General features: G+C 70.6%; 10 protein-coding genes, 1 pseudogene and 1 riboswitch. Of the genes and pseudogenes, 4 read left to right on the forward strand and 7 right to left on the reverse strand.

Annotated features, from left to right (window positions below; all coding sequences use genetic code 11):
* Positions 1 to 72: 72 nt before the first annotated feature.
* Both V5O40_RS19945 and V5O40_RS19950 read right to left on the reverse strand, forming a co-directional pair.
* A complete protein-coding gene (locus V5O40_RS19945) occupies positions 73 to 1,068 on the reverse strand; it encodes a ribonucleotide-diphosphate reductase subunit beta (RefSeq protein ID WP_164447400.1) in 996 nt (331 codons plus the stop codon).
* Positions 1,069 to 1,103: 35 nt separating this feature from the next.
* Entirely contained in the window at positions 1,104 to 3,476 is a 2,373-nt protein-coding gene (locus V5O40_RS19950) for a ribonucleoside-diphosphate reductase subunit alpha (RefSeq protein WP_332906887.1), read from the reverse strand.
* A 142-nt stretch (positions 3,477 to 3,618) separates the two neighbouring features.
* A riboswitch (cobalamin riboswitch) is annotated at positions 3,619 to 3,823 on the reverse strand.
* Positions 3,824 to 4,002: 179 nt separating this feature from the next.
* Here V5O40_RS19950 and V5O40_RS19955 point away from each other — a divergent pair.
* A complete protein-coding gene (locus tag V5O40_RS19955) occupies positions 4,003 to 4,464 on the forward strand; it encodes a hypothetical protein (protein WP_332906880.1) in 462 nt (153 codons plus the stop codon).
* Positions 4,465 to 5,670: 1,206 nt separating this feature from the next.
* Here the strand turns inward: V5O40_RS19955 and metH are convergent.
* The gene (gene metH / locus V5O40_RS19960; protein ID WP_332906881.1) at positions 5,671 to 9,186 is read right to left on the reverse strand and encodes a methionine synthase; all 3,516 of its coding nucleotides are present in this window, start codon (positions 9,184 to 9,186) and stop codon (positions 5,671 to 5,673) included.
* A 291-nt stretch (positions 9,187 to 9,477) separates the two neighbouring features.
* Between metH and V5O40_RS19965 the strand changes: the two genes are divergently transcribed.
* Positions 9,478 to 10,347 carry a PAC2 family protein gene (locus V5O40_RS19965; RefSeq protein ID WP_093402074.1) on the forward strand — a complete coding sequence of 290 codons (870 nt, stop codon included), beginning with the start codon at positions 9,478 to 9,480 and terminating at the stop codon, positions 10,345 to 10,347.
* A gap of 149 nt (positions 10,348 to 10,496) precedes the next feature.
* Entirely contained in the window at positions 10,497 to 11,288 is a 792-nt protein-coding gene (locus V5O40_RS19970; protein ID WP_332906882.1) for a GntR family transcriptional regulator, read from the forward strand.
* Positions 11,289 to 11,770: 482 nt separating this feature from the next.
* On the opposite strand, the gene mshC is transcribed toward V5O40_RS19970, so the two are convergent.
* The 4 genes from mshC to V5O40_RS19990 form a co-directional block, all read right to left on the reverse strand.
* The gene (mshC, locus tag V5O40_RS19975; protein WP_332906883.1) at positions 11,771 to 13,009 is read right to left on the reverse strand and encodes a cysteine--1-D-myo-inosityl 2-amino-2-deoxy-alpha-D-glucopyranoside ligase; all 1,239 of its coding nucleotides are present in this window, start codon (positions 13,007 to 13,009) and stop codon (positions 11,771 to 11,773) included.
* A 64-nt stretch (positions 13,010 to 13,073) separates the two neighbouring features.
* On the reverse strand, positions 13,074 to 13,892 hold the full coding sequence (locus V5O40_RS19980) for an SCO1664 family protein (RefSeq protein WP_332906884.1): 819 nt from the start codon (positions 13,890 to 13,892) through the stop codon (positions 13,074 to 13,076).
* Complete coding sequence (locus V5O40_RS19985) at positions 13,889 to 14,467, reverse strand: DUF3090 domain-containing protein (RefSeq protein WP_164447233.1); 579 nt, start codon at positions 14,465 to 14,467, stop codon at positions 13,889 to 13,891. The genes V5O40_RS19980 and V5O40_RS19985 overlap by 4 nt, the downstream gene beginning before the upstream one ends.
* A 94-nt stretch (positions 14,468 to 14,561) precedes the next feature.
* Positions 14,562 to 15,275, reverse strand: a complete 714-nt coding sequence (locus V5O40_RS19990; RefSeq protein ID WP_332906885.1) for a histidine phosphatase family protein — start codon at positions 15,273 to 15,275, stop codon at positions 14,562 to 14,564.
* 475 nt (positions 15,276 to 15,750) lie between these two features.
* Here V5O40_RS19990 and V5O40_RS19995 point away from each other — a divergent pair.
* A pseudogene (locus V5O40_RS19995) lies at positions 15,751 to 15,986 on the forward strand (hypothetical protein); the annotation flags it as partial.

The raw sequence follows: 15,986 nt of genomic DNA on the forward strand, positions 1-15,986 counted from the left end.
GGGTCGGGGCGGCCCGGCGGTGATCGACAGGATCAGCGCCGAGCCGGACCCGGTCAGTGGCCTGGACCGCCGTCAGAAGTCGTCGTCGAAGGCGACCGTGCCGGAAACCCCGACCTGGTAGGCAGACACCCGTCGTTCGAAGAAATTGGACAGCTCCTGCACGTCCTGCAACTCCATGAAGGCGAACGGGTTCTTCGACCCGTACAGTGGCTCGATCTCCAACTGTGCCAGCCGCCGGTCGGCGACGTGCTGGAGATACTCGCGCATGTCGGCCAGGGACAGCCCGGACACACCCTGTTCGAGCAGGTCGGCGGCGAACTGCACCTCGCACTCGACGGCCTCGGCGAGCATGTCGCGGACCTGCTGGCGCATCTCGTCGTCGAACAGGTCCGGCTCCTCGGCACGTACGGTGTCGACCACGTCGAAGGCGAAGGCCATGTGCATCGACTCGTCCCGGAACACCCAGTTGGTGCCGGAGGCCAGACCGTGCAGCAGCCCCCGGGACCGCAGGAAGTACACGTAGGCGAAGGCGCCGTAGAAGAACAGTCCCTCGATGCAGGCGGCGAAGCAGATCAGGTTCAGCAGGAACGCCCGCCGGTCCGCGCGGGTCCGCAACTCCCGCAGCTCGAAGATCGAGTCGATCCACTTGAAGCAGAACTCGGCCTTGCGGGCGATCGACGGAATGTTCTCCACCGCCGCGAACGCCGCGAACCGCTCCCGCTCGTCCGGCACGTAGGTGTCCAGGAGGTTCAGGTAGAACTGGACGTGCACCGCCTCCTCGAACAGTTGCCGGGACAGGTAGAGCCGGCCCTCCGGCGAGTTGACGTGCTGGTACAGGTTGAGCACGAGGTTGTTGGCGACGATGGTGTCGCCGGTGGCGAAGAACGCCACCAGCCGGGACACCAGGTGCTGCTCCGCCGGGGAGAGCTTGGCCAGGTCGGCGAGGTCGGAGTGCAGGTCCACCTCCTCGACGGTCCAGGTGTTCTTGATGGCGTCCTTGAACCGGTCGAAGAACTGCGGGTACCGCATCGGCCGCAGGGTCAGGTCCATGCCGGGGTCGAGCAGCATCTGCCGCTGGCCGGTGTCGGGTTCGGAAACGGTGGTCACTGGCACGCCTCGCAGCTCTCGGGGTTCTCCAGGGAGCAGGCCAACGCCTCGTCGTCGCTGACCGCGAGGACCGGTTTGATCGCCGGGGTGACGGTGACGGTGGCCTGCTGGATCCGGGTCGCGGGCCGCGACCGCAGGTAGTAGGTGGTCTTCAGCCCGGCCTTCCAGGCGTACAGGTACATCGAGGAGAGCTTGCCGATGGTCGGCGCGCTCAGGAACAGGTTCAGCGACTGCGACTGGTCGATGAACGGGGCCCGGGCGGCGGCCAGGTCGATCAGGGCCCGCTGCGGCAGCTCCCACGCGGTCCGGAACAGCTCCCGCACGTCCGCCGGCAGCTCGGCGATGCCCTGCACCGACCCTTCGGCCCGCTTGATCTGCTCCCGGATCGGTGCCGTCCACAGCCCGCGCGCCTTCAACTCCCGGACCAGGTACGTGTTGATCTGGAGGAACTCACCGGACATCGTCTCCCGCTTGAACAGGTTGGACACCTGCGGCTCGATGCACTCGTAGCACCCGGCGATCGAGGCGATGGTGGCGGTCGGCGCGATCGCCACCAGCAGCGAGTTCCGCAGGCCGTGGCGGGCGACCCGCTCCCGCAGCGCGGTCCACCGCTGCGTCTGCGTCACCTCCGCGCCCCACAGGTCCGGATGCAACTCACCCTTCGCGGCCCGGGTTTCGGCGTACGCGGGATGCGGGCCGAACCGCTCGGCCAGGCCCGCCGACGTCTCCAGCGCGGTCAGGAAGATCTCCTCCTGCACCCGGGTCGACAGTTCCCGCGCCGACGCCGAGTCGAACGGCAGCCGCATGGTGAACAACGCGTCCTGCAGGCCCATCAGCCCGAGCCCGACCGGTCGCCAGCGCGGGTTCGACACCGCCGTCTGCTCGGCCGGGTAGTAGTTGATGTCGATCACCCGGTCGAGGAACACCACCGCCGTGCGTACCGTGGCGCGCAGCTTCTCCCAGTCGACGCCGTCGGCGGTGACGTGCGCGCCCAGGTTCACCGAGCCCAGGTTGCACACGGCCGTCTCGGTGTCGCTGTTGACCTCCAGGATCTCGGTGCACAGGTTCGACAGGTGGATCGTGTTGCCGGGCGCACCGGTCTGGTTGGACAGCCGGTTCGCGGCGTCCTTGAACGTCATCCACCCGTTGCCGGTCTGCGCGAGCGTACGCATCATCCGGCCGTAGAGGTCGCGGGCCTTGACCGTCCGGACGGCCTTCTTCTCGGCCGCCCGGTACGCCTCGTCGAACGCCTCGCCGAACAGGTCCGGCAGCTCCGGCGCGTCCGACGGGTCGACCAGCGACCAGTCACCGTCCGCCTCGACCCGCCGCATGAACTCGTCGGGGATCCAGTTGGCCAGGTTCAGGTTGTGGGTACGCCGGGACTCCTCCCCGGTGTTGTCCCGCAACTCCAGGAACTCCTCGATGTCCGGGTGCCACGGCTCCAGGTACACGCAGGCCGCGCCCTTGCGCCGGCCGCCCTGGTTGACCGCCGCCACCCCGGCGTCGAGGGTCTTCAGGAACGGCACGATGCCGTTGGAGCGGCCGTTGGTGCCCCGGATCAACGCGCCCCGACCGCGGACCCGCGACCAGGAGATGCCGATCCCGCCGGAGAACTTCGACAGCTTCGCCACCTGGTGGTAACGCTCGTAGATCGAGTCGAGTTCGTCGCGCGGCGAGTCGACCAGGAAACACGACGACATCTGGGTGTGCCGGGTGCCCGAGTTGAACAGCGTCGGTGAACTGGGCAGATACGCCAGGCTGGACATCAGCCGGTAGAACCCGATCGCCTCGCCCGGCGTCTGCGACAGCCCGCAGGCCACCCGCAGCAGCCAGTACTGCGGCGTCTCCACCACCAGCCGGGTCTGCGGATGCCGCAGCAGGTAGCGGTCCGCGACGGTGCGCAGTCCGAAGTACTCGAACCGCAGGTCACCGTCCGGGTCCACCGCGTCGTCCAGCTTGCGCGCGTTGCGGGCCACGAACGCCGCGGTCGCGTCCCCGATCAGCCCCAAGCCGTGCGCGTACCGGATGGACTGGCTGAAGCTGGCCACCTGCTGCCCACGGACCTCCTTGTCCACGTACGCGGCCAGCAGCCGCGCCGCCAGCTTCGAGTACTGCGGCTCCGCACCGATCAGCTCGGCGGCCGTCTGGATGGACAGCTTGTCCAACTCGGCGGTGGTGGCACCGTCGTACAGACCGCTGATGGTCTTGGTGGCCACCCGCAGCGGATCGACCTCGTCGAGGTCGGCCACCCACCGCTCCACCGCCCGGACGATCTTGTTCACGTCCACCGGTTCCGTGGCGCCGTCGCGCTTGCGGACCTGCATCACCTGCCGGCGCTGCTCCGACACAGCTGGGCCGGAGGCCGCCATCTCCCGCACGACCGTCACGTCTCTCTCCTCGCGCCGTCACCGAGGGCCTCGGACACGCGGGAGGACGCCACGGGATCCGCGCAGGCGGCACGGCCCGTTCATGGCGTCGACCGTCCCACGCGGCCTGCGGCCGCCGCCCACGAGTGCGGGCGGCGTGCTGGCAGGTCTTCGGACTCGTGGGCGTGCTCGCGCGCTCCTACTGGCCGTCGCTTCCCAGGCCGGAGCCCAGTGCTGTGTGACGGCTGTCGTTCCCACTCACCGCTGCGGGGCAGCCCCGGATTTCCACCGGGTTCCCTCTTGCCTCGACCGCCCCGGATGGGCGCCGAACCAGCTACGGGTGACACCATATATGGGTGGCCCACGAACGCAAGACACCAGATGGTGTGTCGGCGTGTCCGTGCAACAGACGTCACATCCGGTGGTCCCCGCCGCCGAGCCTGGCTGCTCCTCTGCGGGTCAACTGCGACGTGACGCCTGTGGAAGCACGCTCCACGGTCGACGGACCGTCTTCTGCCATCCTGGCGGCATGAAGCCCAACCTGGAGAGAATCCCAGGGAAGCAGGACCGACTCGCGGAGGAGATCCTCGCCCGCGCGCCGCGACGCATCGAGCAGAGTTTCCTACGCTCCCTCGACCCCACCAACGCGCTCGCCCTCGGCCGCTACGGCGCCCGCCTCGCCACCCTGGCGCTGCGGCAGAACTCCGTCGATCTGCTACGCCGCTCAGTGCTGGCGACCGGCCTCGCCCGATATCTGGCGTCGGACGACGACCGGGACTTCATGGTGGCTCTGGCGGTGCCATGGATCGTGGCACAACAGCTCGGAGAAGACCCGGCCGAGGTATTCGCCACGGTCGGCGACAGCCTGCCGGACGGGCCGGTCGCCAGACTGCTCCAAACCTTCGGTGCCCGTACCGACATCACCCTGGAAGCCTTCGGCTGGGAAGTGGTGACAACCGCCGAAGGCCCGGACTTCCGGCCGGCGTACTGATCACCGGAGCACCTTGGGATTTCGGTCTACCCGGGCCGACAGCCTGAGCGATGGCGAGGGTGTGCGCGGGAGCTTGGCTTTCTCAACGGCACAGCCTACGGAATGGGAGTGTCGGCACGCGGCACATCGCACAGTCCACATGTGCAGATGGAGGTCGAGGGCCTACGCCGGGTCGCTTTCGGTCCAGGCCGTATATCGCAGGCTCTGAGCAGCTCACGCTCGTCCACCAACCCCGACTTGTGGGACACGCGACCATAAACCGCAAGGTCATCCTTCATTCGCGTCCGGAGGAGCGAAAGGTATCGCTGGCAGGCGCATAGGAGTATCGCTTCCCGTTGATCCGTCGGAGACACCTTCAGTCTCTCTCTGAGCGCCATCGGTAGGACGCGATCGTCGCTACTGGTCAAATTACGTCTGATTGCGGAGAACAAATTTCGAGTAGCGGCTGGCAGGAGCAGACCATAACCCTTCTCGAAGTACCAATCGTCCATGGCCGCATCCAATGCTCGCCGATCAGCCTCTCGCATCGAGGGCGCATGCTTCGGCCTCAGCGACCCCGTCACCTCCCATAATGCGGCATAAGCCTCGAAGAGGCGCTCTGCAAGCTTCATACGTAGTTGCCTGCGGTGATTGTGGGCTACCCACAGGCCGACCACTGTCACAGCAAGGGCAGCCAGGGCCACGTAGAGCTGGGCTGGCGAGGTCGACATGAATCACCCCTCGATGCTCACGACAGGTCGTCGTGCTTCAGGCCGTCATGCGCTGAAGGTACTCGATGGGTCACAACCTGAATCGCTTGCGAGACGCGACTGACGCCTGTCGAAGCGTGAAGCATTCGCTCTCAGAATCAATACGCGGCGCGCGGCGGTCACGGCGGCGACGGAAGCCCGCCATCCGGGCTGCCGGCATGCAGGACCACCGGCGCAGCGAAATGCACGTCCTGCGGCACACCTGCGCCTCGGTACTGCTGAACCCAGCAAGAGCATCAAGGCCCTGTCGACGTACCCGGGCGACGCCGACCCCGGATTCACCCTGCGGGCCTACCCCCACCTGGTGTCCACCAGTGAGGACCGCACCCGCCAGTTCATCGACAAGGCGTTCGTCGACGACGGGCCGCCGATGACGAACCCGAAGCCCCTGACGGCCTGATCATGGTTCAACGCCTACCGCAGGTGCCGGAAGTGCGGGTCACGGCACCTGTGGTCGTCACTTGGCGTTGAAGTAGCTGGCCTCGGGGTGGTGGACGACGATGGCGTCGGTGGCCTGCTCCGGCATCAGCTGGAACTCCTCCGACAACTGCACACCGATCCGCTCGGCACCGAGCAGGTTCACGATCTTCGCCCGGTCCTCCAGGTCGGGGCAGGCCGGGTAGCCGAACGCGTACCGGCAGCCCCGGTAGTCGGTGCGCAGCAGTCCGGCCAGGTCGGCCGGGTCGTCGTCGGCGACGGTACGGCCGTCGGGCAGCCGTAGCTCGGACCGGACCCGCTTGTGCCAGTACTCGGCGAGGGCCTCGGTGAGCTGCACCGACAGCCCGTGCACCTCCAGGTAGTCGCGGTACTCGTTGCGGGCGAACAGCTTGGCCGCGTACTCGCTGACCGGCTGACCGACGGTGACCAGCTGCAACGCGACCACGTCCAGGTCGCCGCCGCGCGGGCGGAAGAAGTCGGCCAGGCAGAGCCGGCGCTCCTGGCGTTGCCGGGGGAAGGTGAACCGGGCCCGCTCGGCGTGCCCGTTCTCGTCCAGGACGACCAGGTCGTTGCCCTCGGAGTAGGCCGGGAAGTAGCCGTACACCACGGCCGCCTCCAGCACCTGGTCGGCGATCAGCCGGTCCAGCCAGTAGCGCAGCCTCGGCCGGCCCTCGGTCTCCACCAGCTCCTCGTACGACGGTCCCTTGCCGCCGCGCGCACCGCGCAGGCCCCACTGGCCCATGAAGGTGGCCCGCTCGTCCAGCAGCGCCGCGTAGTCGGCAAGCGGCACCCCCTTGATCACCCGGGTGCCGTGGAACGGTGCGACCGGCACCGGCACGTCGACCGCGACGTCGGAGCGTACCGAGGTGTCGTGCAGTTCCGGCAGCGACTCGGCGACCACCGCGCGCTGCCGTTCCCGGCGGGCCCGCCGGGCCGCCAGGGCCGCCTCCCGCTCGGCGTCCACCACCGGGGCACCGCCGCGCTTGGCGGCCATCACCCGGTCCATCAGGGACAGGCCCTCGAAGGCGTCGCGGGCGTAGTGCACCTGGCCGGGGAACATCGACCGCAGGTCGTCCTCGACGTACGCCCGGGTCAGCGCCGCGCCACCGAGCAGGACCGGCCAGCGCTCCGCGACCCCGCGCGACGCCATCTCGACCAGGTTCTCCTTCATGATGACGGTGCTCTTGACCAGCAGACCCGACATGCCGATGGCGTCGGCGCGATGCTGCTCGGCGGCGTCGAGGATGGCGGAGATCGGCTGCTTGATGCCGATGTTCACCACCTCGTAGCCGTTGTTGGACAGGATGATGTCCACCAGGTTCTTGCCGATGTCGTGCACGTCGCCCTTGACGGTGGCGAGCACGATGCGGCCCTTGCCGCCGTCGTCAGCCTTCTCCATGTGCGGTTCGAGGTACGCCACCGCGGTCTTCATCACCTCGGCGGACTGCAACACGAACGGCAGCTGCATCTGCCCGGAGCCGAACAGCTCACCGACGACCTTCATGCCGTCCAGCAGGATGTCGTTGATGATGAGCAGCGGGGCGGTGCCGGCGGCCATCGCCGCGTCGAGGTCGGCCTCCAGGCCGTTGCGCTCCCCGTCGATGATCCGCCGCTTGAGCCGCTCGTTGAGCGGCAGGGCCGCCAGCTCCTCGGCCCGGGTGGCACGCGCCGAGGCGGCGTCCACACCCTCGAAGACCTCGATGAACCGCTGCACCGGGTCGTAGCCCTCGCGACGCCGGTCGTAGACCAGGTCGAGGGCGATCTCGCGCTGCTCGTCGGGGATCTTCGACATCGGCAGGATCTTGCTGGCGTGCACGATCGCCGAGGTGAGCCCGGCCTGCACGCACTCGTGCAGGAAGACCGAGTTGAGCACCTGCCGGGCCGCCGGGTTCAGTCCGAACGAGACGTTCGAGATACCCAGCGTGAAGTTCACCCCGGGCCAGCGGCGGGCGATCTCCCGGATCGCCTCGATGGTCTCGATGCCGTCGCGGCGGGTCTCCTCCTGACCGGTGGCGATCGGGAAGGTCAGCGCGTCGATGAGGATGTCCGCGCGGCGCAGCCCCCACCGGCCGGTGAGGTCCTCGATCAGCCGCTCGGCCACCCGTACCTTCCACTCCGCCGTGCGGGCCTGGCCCTCCTCGTCGATGAGCAGCGCGACCACGGCGGCACCGTGCTCGGCGACCACCGGCATCACCCGCGCGTAGCGGGAGTCGGGGCCGTCGCCGTCCTCGAAGTTGACCGAGTTGACCACGCACCGGCCGCCGAGCATCTCCAGGCCGGCCTCGATCACCGCCGGCTCGGTCGAGTCCAGCATGATCGGCAGCGTGGAGGCGGTGGCGAACCGGCCGGCCAGCTCACGCATGTCGGTGGTGCCGTCGCGGCCGACGTAGTCGACGCAGAGGTCCAGCAGGTGCGATCCGTCGCGGGCCTGCCCCCGGGCGATCTCCACGCAGGACTGCCAGTCGGCGGCGAGCATCGCCTCGCGGAACGCCTTGGAGCCGTTGGCGTTGGTCCGCTCCCCCACCATCAGCACGCTGGCGTCCTGCGCGAACGGCACGTGGTGGTAGATCGAGGAGACACCCGGATCGGTACGCGGCTCCCGGGTCACCGGCCGGGCCCCGCCCAGCCGTTCGGCGAGCAGCCTGATGTGCTCCGGGGTGGTGCCGCAGCAGCCGCCGATCAGGGAGACGCCGTACTCGGTCACGAAACGTTCCATGGCGTCGGCCAACTCGACCGGAGTCAGCGGGTAGACCGCACCGTCGGAGGTGAGCTGCGGCAGGCCGGCGTTCGGCATCACCGACAGCGGGACGGTGGCGTGTTGGGAGAGGTAGCGCAGGTGCTCGCTCATCTCCGCCGGACCGGTGGCGCAGTTGAGCCCGAGGAGATCGACGCCGAGCGGCTCGATCGCGGTGAGCGCGGCACCGATCTCGCTGCCGAGCAGCATGGTGCCGGTGGTCTCCACGGTGACGTGACAGATCAGCGGGACCTTGCGGCCCAGCTCCGCCATCGCCCGGTGCGAGCCGACCACGGCGGCCTTGACCTGAAGCAGGTCCTGGCAGGTCTCGATGATCAGCGCATCCGCGCCACCCTCGATCAGCCCGGCGGCGTTCTCCTGGTACGCGTCGCGCAGCGTGGCGTAGGCGGCGTGCCCGAGGGTGGGCAGCTTCGTACCGGGCCCGATGGAACCGAGCACGAACCGGGGCCGCTCAGCCGTCGAGTACGCGTCGGCTGCCTCGCGGGCGATCCGGGCACCGGCCTCGGACAACTCCCGGATCCGGTGCTGGATGTCGTACTCGCCGAGGTTGGCCAGGTTCGCGCCGAAGGTGTTCGTCTCCACGCAGTCCGCGCCCGCCGCCAGGTACGCCTCGTGCACGCCACGGACCACGTCCGGCCGGGTGACGTTGAGGATCTCGTTGCACCCCTCCAGACCGTCGAAGTCGTCCAGGGTGAGGTCCGCGGCCTGCAGCATCGTGCCCATCGCCCCGTCGGTGACGAGGATCCGGTCGGTCAACGCGTCGAGCAACGAGGTACGCACCACCTCAGGTTAGTGCGGTCGGGCGGGCCCGCACCCCCGCGTACCATCCGATCCCACATTGTGTCATCGGGATCACGTTGCCCGTTTTGGCGGGCAATGCCCGACACCGTGGCCCGCGCGCGGCCCGGCGGCGGCGCCGACGCCCGGCCGATCCGGCGCGGCCGACGGGCCGGGTCCGGGCCCGGCACGTAGGCTGACTGACGTGAAGGACTACAGCGACACCGCCACGCACCGTGGGCGGACGACCGGGACCGCGTCCCGGACCGCCGGTGACGAGCAGGAGGTGACGGCGTGACCGAGTTCGACGGGCTGCCGGTGCTGCGGTCCCCGGTCGCCATCTGCGCCTTCGAGGGGTGGAACGACGCGGCGGACGCGTCCACCGCGGCGGTCGAGCACCTGGAACAGGTGTGGGAGGCCCGGCCCGTCACCGAGCTCGACCCGGAGGACTTCTACGACTTCCAGGTCAGCCGGCCCACCATCGCCATGTCCGACGGTGCCACCCGCCGGGTGGAGTGGCCGACCACCCGGTTCACGGTCGCCAGCCCCGCCGGCACCGAGCGGGACGTGGTGCTGATCCGCGGCATCGAGCCGAGCATGCGGTGGCGGACCTTCTGCGAGCAGGTGCTGGAGATCTGCCACAGCCTGGAGGTCGAGCGGGTGGTGCTGCTCGGTGCCCTGCTGGCCGACGTGCCGTACACCCGGCCGCTGCCGATCAGCGGCAGCGCCTCCGACGCCGACGCCGCGCGCCGCTACCAGCTCACCCCGACCCGCTACGACGGGCCGACCGGGATCGTCGGCGTGCTGCACGACGCCTGCACCCGCGCCGAGGTCGACGCCGTCTCGTTCTGGGTCCACGTGCCGCACTACGCCAACAATCCGCCCTGCCCGAAGGCCACCCTCGCCCTGCTGCACCGGGTCGAGGAGGTGCTCGACCTGCCGGTGCCCATGGCCGACCTGGCCGAGGAGGCCGCCGAGTGGGAGCAGCGGGTCCGCAGCGCCGCCGAGCAGGACGCCGAGCTGGGCGAGTACGTCCGCGAGTTGGAGGAACGCGTCGGTGACGCGGGCATCACCCCGTTGACCGGGGACGAGATCGCCCAGGAGTTCGAGAAGTACCTGCGCCGCCGGGGCGGATCCGCCGGCCCCACCGCCGGTTCCTGGTAACCCTCCCCCGCCGCAGCCTTCGGCCCGCCCCGGACACTCGACGTGTCCGGGGCGGGCCTTTGTCCGCAGCCGGGTCACGCCGTGTCGGGGTGGCGGCGTCACCCCGCGTACGGCATCCTAGGAACCTAGCTAAAACGAGGAGGCGGGGGATGCAGATCAACCCGGGGGCGGCCGAGTTCCCGCACCGGCAGATCGCGGCGCAGCTCAAGACCCAGATCCGACGCGGCGACTGGGCACCGGGCGAGCGGCTGCCGTCCATCCCGGCCATCGCCGAGATGTTCGGCGTCGCCAAGCAGACCGTGCAACGCGCCGTCGACCAGCTGCGGGTCGAAGGTGTCCTGATCACCAAACCCGGTTCCGGTACGTACGTCCGAGGCACCCGGCGGCGACTCAACCGGCTCTCCCGGGGCCGCTACGGCGGTTTCCGCGGCTACCACACCGACCTGGCCGCCCGCTATCGCCAGCAGCTCGTCTCCGTCGGCCGCTCCCCCGCGCCGCCCGAGGTGGCCGACGCGTTCGGCGTACCCGACGGCACCGAACTGCTCTGCCGCCGCCACCTCGTCCGCACCGAGGACTCACCGGTCGAGGTGGGCGCCTCCTGGTTCCTGCCCGCCGACACCGCCGGCACCACCCTGGAACGGGCCGAGGCGTTCGGCCGCCCGCTCTACCAGGAGGCCGAGGAGGCCACCGGTCGGCGGTACGCGACCGCCACCGACACCATCACCGCCCGCCAGCCCAGCCGCGAGGAGTCGGAGACCCTCCAGATTCGACCGGACACCCCCGTGCTGCACCTGCTGCACGTGGCGTACGACCCGCAGCGCCGCCCCATCGAGGTCGCCCAGGCCACCTGGCCCGGCCCGGTCACCACCCTCACCGAGGAGTACCAGATCCCCGCCCCCGCCGCCGAGCCCGACCCCGACCCCGGCCTCGTCCTCGGCTGACTGGCTCCCACCACCCCACGCCCGTCACCTACGGGAACCCCGCCCTGAACGGGGGAACAGGAAGCAGCAACATCAGCGATGTCGTCCCCTCACGGGCACGCGAGACAGCAACATCGGGGAAGTTGCTGTCTCAAGTCGTCCGGCAGGGCGCGCACGCCAACAAGATCGCGGACGTTGTCCTGCGGCGTCCGAGGCAGCAACATCAGCGACGTTGTCCCCTCACGCGCACGCGAGACAGCAACATCGGGGAAGTTGCTGTCTCAAGGCGTCCGGCAGGGCGCGCACGCCAACAAGATCGCGGACGTTGTCCTGCGGCGTCCGAGGCAGCAACATCAGCGACGTTGTCCCCTCACGCGCACGCGAGACAGCAACATCGGGGATGTTGTCCGCTCGGGCCGGTAGGGGGCATGGCGCGGGAGGGGGCATGGGCGGGAGGAGCCCGGCGCGGAGGGGCCCGGCGTCGGGGAACTTGCCGGATCTGGTCAGAGGCGGATGCCGAGCAGGGCGTCGACGGTGTCGGCGAACAGGCGCGGCGCGGCCGGGTCGTCGTCGGCGCTGGCGAGGGTCCGCTCGGCCCACTCGTCGGCCAGCCGCAGGGCACCGGGCGTGTCGAGGTCGTCGGTGAGTCGTTCGCGTACGCCGGCCAGGAACGCCGCCCCGGACGGCCCGGCGGTCGCGGCGGCGGCCCGCCGCCAGCGGCCCAGCCGCTCCTCGGCGGCGGTGAGCAGGTCGTCGGTCCAGGAACGGTCGGCGCGGTAGTGCCCGGAGAGCAGGGCCAGCCGGACCGCCATCGGGTCGACCTTGTCGGCGCGCAGCCGGGACACGAACACCAGGTTGCCCCGGGACTTGGACATCTTCTCGCCGTCCAGCCCGATCATGCCGGCGTGCACGTAGTGACCGGCGAACGGTGCCGCGCCGGTCAGCCGCTCGGCGTGCGCGGCGGAGCACTCGTGGTGCGGGAACAGCAGGTCGTTGCCGCCACCCTGCACGTCGATGGTGGAGCCGAGCAGGCCCAGGGCGATCACCGCGCACTCGATGTGCCAGCCTGGCCGGCCCGGGCCGAGGTCGCCACCCGGCCAGGACGGCTCGCCGTCGCGGGCGCCGCGCCACAGCAGCGGGTCCAGCGGGTCACGCTTGCCGGCGCGGGCCGGGTCGCCGCCGCGCTCGGGGAAGATCTCCAGCATCTCGGCGCGGGAGAGGTTGGACTCGTAGCCGAAGCTCGGCGCAGCCGAGATGTCGAAGTAGACGTCGCCGGTGCCGTCGTCGAGACGGTACGCGGCACCGTCCTTGAGCAGCACCAGCACCTTCTCGGCGATGTCCGGGATCGACTCCACCGCGCCGACGTAGTGCGCGGGTGGGATGATCCGCAGCGCCTCCATGTCCTCCCGGAACAGCGCCGTCTCCCGCATCGCCAGGACCTTCCAGTCCTCCCGGTCGCGTTCGGCCCGCTCCAGCAACGGGTCGTCGATGTCGGTGACGTTCTGCACGTAACGGACCTCGTGGCCGGCGTCCCGCCACATCCGCTGCACCAGGTCAAAGGTGATCATGGTGGCGGCGTGACCGAGATGGGTGGCGTCGTACGGGGTGATGCCGCAGACGTACATGGTGGCGGTGCCGTCCGGGTCGCTCGGCTGCACGCTCGCGCGCGCCGAGTCGAACAACCGCAACGGCTCGCTCCGGCCCGGCAGCCGCGGCACCTCGTGCCCCACCCAAGACTCCATGCCCGTCAGCCTAGCCAGCCGTCGGGCGGCGTCACGCCGGCCGGCGAGTGATCAACGCGACAGGTCAGATCGGCGGCCAGGGCACCGCCGGCCAGTCCTGGGAGGGCTGCGGGAAGCGGCCGCCGCGGCACAGCCGGTCGATCCGGGCGGCCAGCTCGGCGATCTCACCGAGGGTGAGGTGCTCGGCCAGTTCCTCGCCGAGCGGGCCGGCGACCTGACGGGACAGCCGAGCGAGCATGTCGACGGCGTCGTCCGGCAGCGAGCGGCCGGCCCAGCCCCAGAGCACCGTCCGCAGCTTCTCCTCCACGTGGAAGCTCACCCCGTGGTCGACCCCGTGGATCCGGTCGTCCGGGCCGACCAGGACGTGGCCGCCCTTGCGGTCCGCGTTGTTGATCACCGCGTCCAGCACCGCGAGCCGGGCCAGGCGCGGGTCGTCGGCGTGCGCGAGGGCGTACGCGGTGCCGTCGTCGTCGCGGGCGGCCGCGATCGGGAACCAGCGGGGTGGCACCGAGTCGGCCGGCACGAACCCCACGAGCGGTTCGGCGTCGGCCGGCTCGTCGATCCACAGCTGGCAGGATCCGGTCCCGAACGGCCCGTCCCGCAGCACCGTCGGCGGCACCAGATCCCAACCGGTGGCCGCGGAGACCAGGTAGGCGGCCACCTCCCGGCCGGCCAGGGTGCCGTCCGGGAAGTCCCACAGCGGTCGCTCACCGCGCACCGGCTTGTACACGCACCGGGCCGACATCCCGTCCAGGGTCAGCACGCCCCGCAGGGTGGTGTTCGACGCGTCGACCAGTCGCCCCTCCACGGTCAGCTCACCGTCCCGCAGCAGGCGCAGCGCGGCACCCCCGTCCTGTCGGGGAGCCACGCCGGAGGAGGTCACCGGTGGTAGCCGTTGTTCCGGGGGCAGAGATGGCCGGCCGGGTCGAGGGGCTGGCCGCACAGCGGGCAGGGCGGCCGGCCGGCGTTGACCACCCGCCGGGCCCGCTCGATGAACGCGCGGGTCGCCTCGGGGGTCAGCCGGACCCGCAGCCGGTCGAGGTCCTCGTCGGGCTCGACGTCGTCGGGCTCGTCCTCCGCCTCCGCCTCGCCAAGCTCGATCTCGGTCTCCGCCTCGCCGACCGCGATCGCCTCGATCACCACGGTCGCGGTGTCCGCGTCGAAGGCCAGGCCCAACGTGCCGACCCGGAACTCCTCGTCGACCGGTGTCTCCAACGGATCGTTGTCACCGACCGGGACGGTGGCCTCGGGCAGTTCCACACCGAACCGCCGCTGGGCCTCGGTGAGCAGTTCCTCCAACTTCTCGGCGAGCAGGGAGACCTGGACCTTCTCCAGCGCGACGCTGACCAGCCGGCCACCGCCGCGCGCCTGGAGGAAGAACGTACGCTCCCCCGGCGGCCCGACGGTCCCGGCGACGAACCGCTCCGGCGGCTCGAAGGCGTGCACCTGGTGGGTCATACCCACGACCCTATCCGGCGGCCCCACGCAGCGCGCACCCCACCGACCCGAATCGCGACGCGCCCGAACGTGCCGGGGCGCGGCGCCGGGCGGCTCACCGGGACACCCCCGCGCCACCGCCGACCGCGGCGTCCGAGTCCGTCGGCCGGCGGGCCCGCCGACGCCGCTTGCCGGGCGGCGGTACCAGACCGGCCAGGTCACCACCGACGTCGTTGAGGCGTACCAGGAACGGCCGCAGGGGGGTGTAGCGGATCGCGGTCACCGACGCCGGGTCCACCACGATCCGCTGGAAAAGATCCAGGTGTACGCCGAGCGCGTCGGCGACGATGGCCTTGATCACATCACCGTGGCTGCACGCCAGCCAGACCGCCTCGGGGCCGTGCTCGGCGGTCAGGCGGGCGTCCCAGGCGCGTACCGCCGCGACCGCGCGGGTCGCCATCTGCGCCATCGCCTCGCCCTCGGGGAAGACCACAGCGCTGGGATGCTGCTGCACCATCGGCCAGAGCGGCTCCTTGGCCAGCTTCTTCAGCGGCTGGCCCTCCCAGCTGCCGTACCCGCACTCGATCAGACCGTCGTCCACCACCGGCGACGCCGCGGGCAGCGCCAGCTGCAGGGTCTGCCGGCAGCGGATCAGCGGGCTGGTCACCACGGCCGTCAGCGGCACCTGCCGCAACCGTTCGCCCACCGCGGTGGCTTGGGCGCGGCCGGTCTCGTCCAGCTCGACGGGCTGGCGACCGGCGAGGCCGCCGTCGGCGTTCGCGGTGGTGCGTCCGTGCCGCAGGAGCAGAAGTGTCGCCACCCGCACCACCCTAGGCCCTCACCCCACACCGCTCAGGGCGGTACGGAACTCCCAGACGGGACAGCTGACAGGCTGATCCGCCACCGGCCATGCCTCCGGCCAGGTCGAAAACCGGGCCGAGCTGACCGGGTGGGCGCGGTGTCCGGTTTCCGGGGTCGGTGGCGGGCGACCGGGCGGAATCACCGGCCGGTCGCCGGCGTTGTAACCGGTGGCTGACCAAGCAGCGCCCACCCGACCCCCGGACGTGGGCCGCCGGATGCGGGGAATGACCCGCCCCCGCCGGTCGTTGCACATGGTCCCGGCACGCGATCCACCCCCGCCCCGCGCAAATGCGGGACGCGCGCCCCGCCTTTCCCCTGATACGCCCGGCACCACGACCGGGTCGACGTCCCCGCTGTCTTCTGGCGCTCGACCGCGCCCCGGCCCCACCCGTCATCCCCCTGTCCGACGGGCGAGGCCCACCCCCGACGCGAAGGAGCCCCCGATGAACACCATGCTGCGCAAGAGCATCCTCGGCATCGCCGGACTCACCGCCGCCGCCGGACTCGCCGCCGGCCCGCTGAACCACGGCACCACCACCGGCGACGAGCTCACCCCGACCACCCCCATCGCCGCCGTCCAGGCCGACAAGCCCGACATGGGCACGCTGCTGCCGCACGGCACCCCCAGCAACCAGTCCCACGTCGAGCTGAACGACGAGCAGATCGACAACGTCAAGGC

The sequence above is a fragment of the Micromonospora palythoicola genome, assembly GCF_036689795.1.
GTDB lineage: Bacteria > Actinomycetota > Actinomycetes > Mycobacteriales > Micromonosporaceae > Micromonospora > Micromonospora palythoicola.

Excerpts from the sequence above, each read along its gene's own strand:
- V5O40_RS19945 (WP_164447400.1), bottom strand. The coding sequence starts at position 1,068 with ATGCTGCTCGACCCCGGCATGGACCTGACCCTGCGGCCGATGCGGTAC.
- V5O40_RS19950 (WP_332906887.1), bottom strand. The coding sequence starts at position 3,476 with ATGGCGGCCTCCGGCCCAGCTGTGTCGGAGCAGCGCCGGCAGGTGATG.
- V5O40_RS19955 (WP_332906880.1), top strand. The coding sequence starts at position 4,003 with ATGAAGCCCAACCTGGAGAGAATCCCAGGGAAGCAGGACCGACTCGCG.
- V5O40_RS19970 (WP_332906882.1), top strand. The coding sequence starts at position 10,497 with ATGCAGATCAACCCGGGGGCGGCCGAGTTCCCGCACCGGCAGATCGCG.
- mshC (WP_332906883.1), bottom strand. The coding sequence starts at position 13,009 with ATGGAGTCTTGGGTGGGGCACGAGGTGCCGCGGCTGCCGGGCCGGAGC.
- V5O40_RS19985 (WP_164447233.1), bottom strand. The coding sequence starts at position 14,467 with ATGACCCACCAGGTGCACGCCTTCGAGCCGCCGGAGCGGTTCGTCGCC.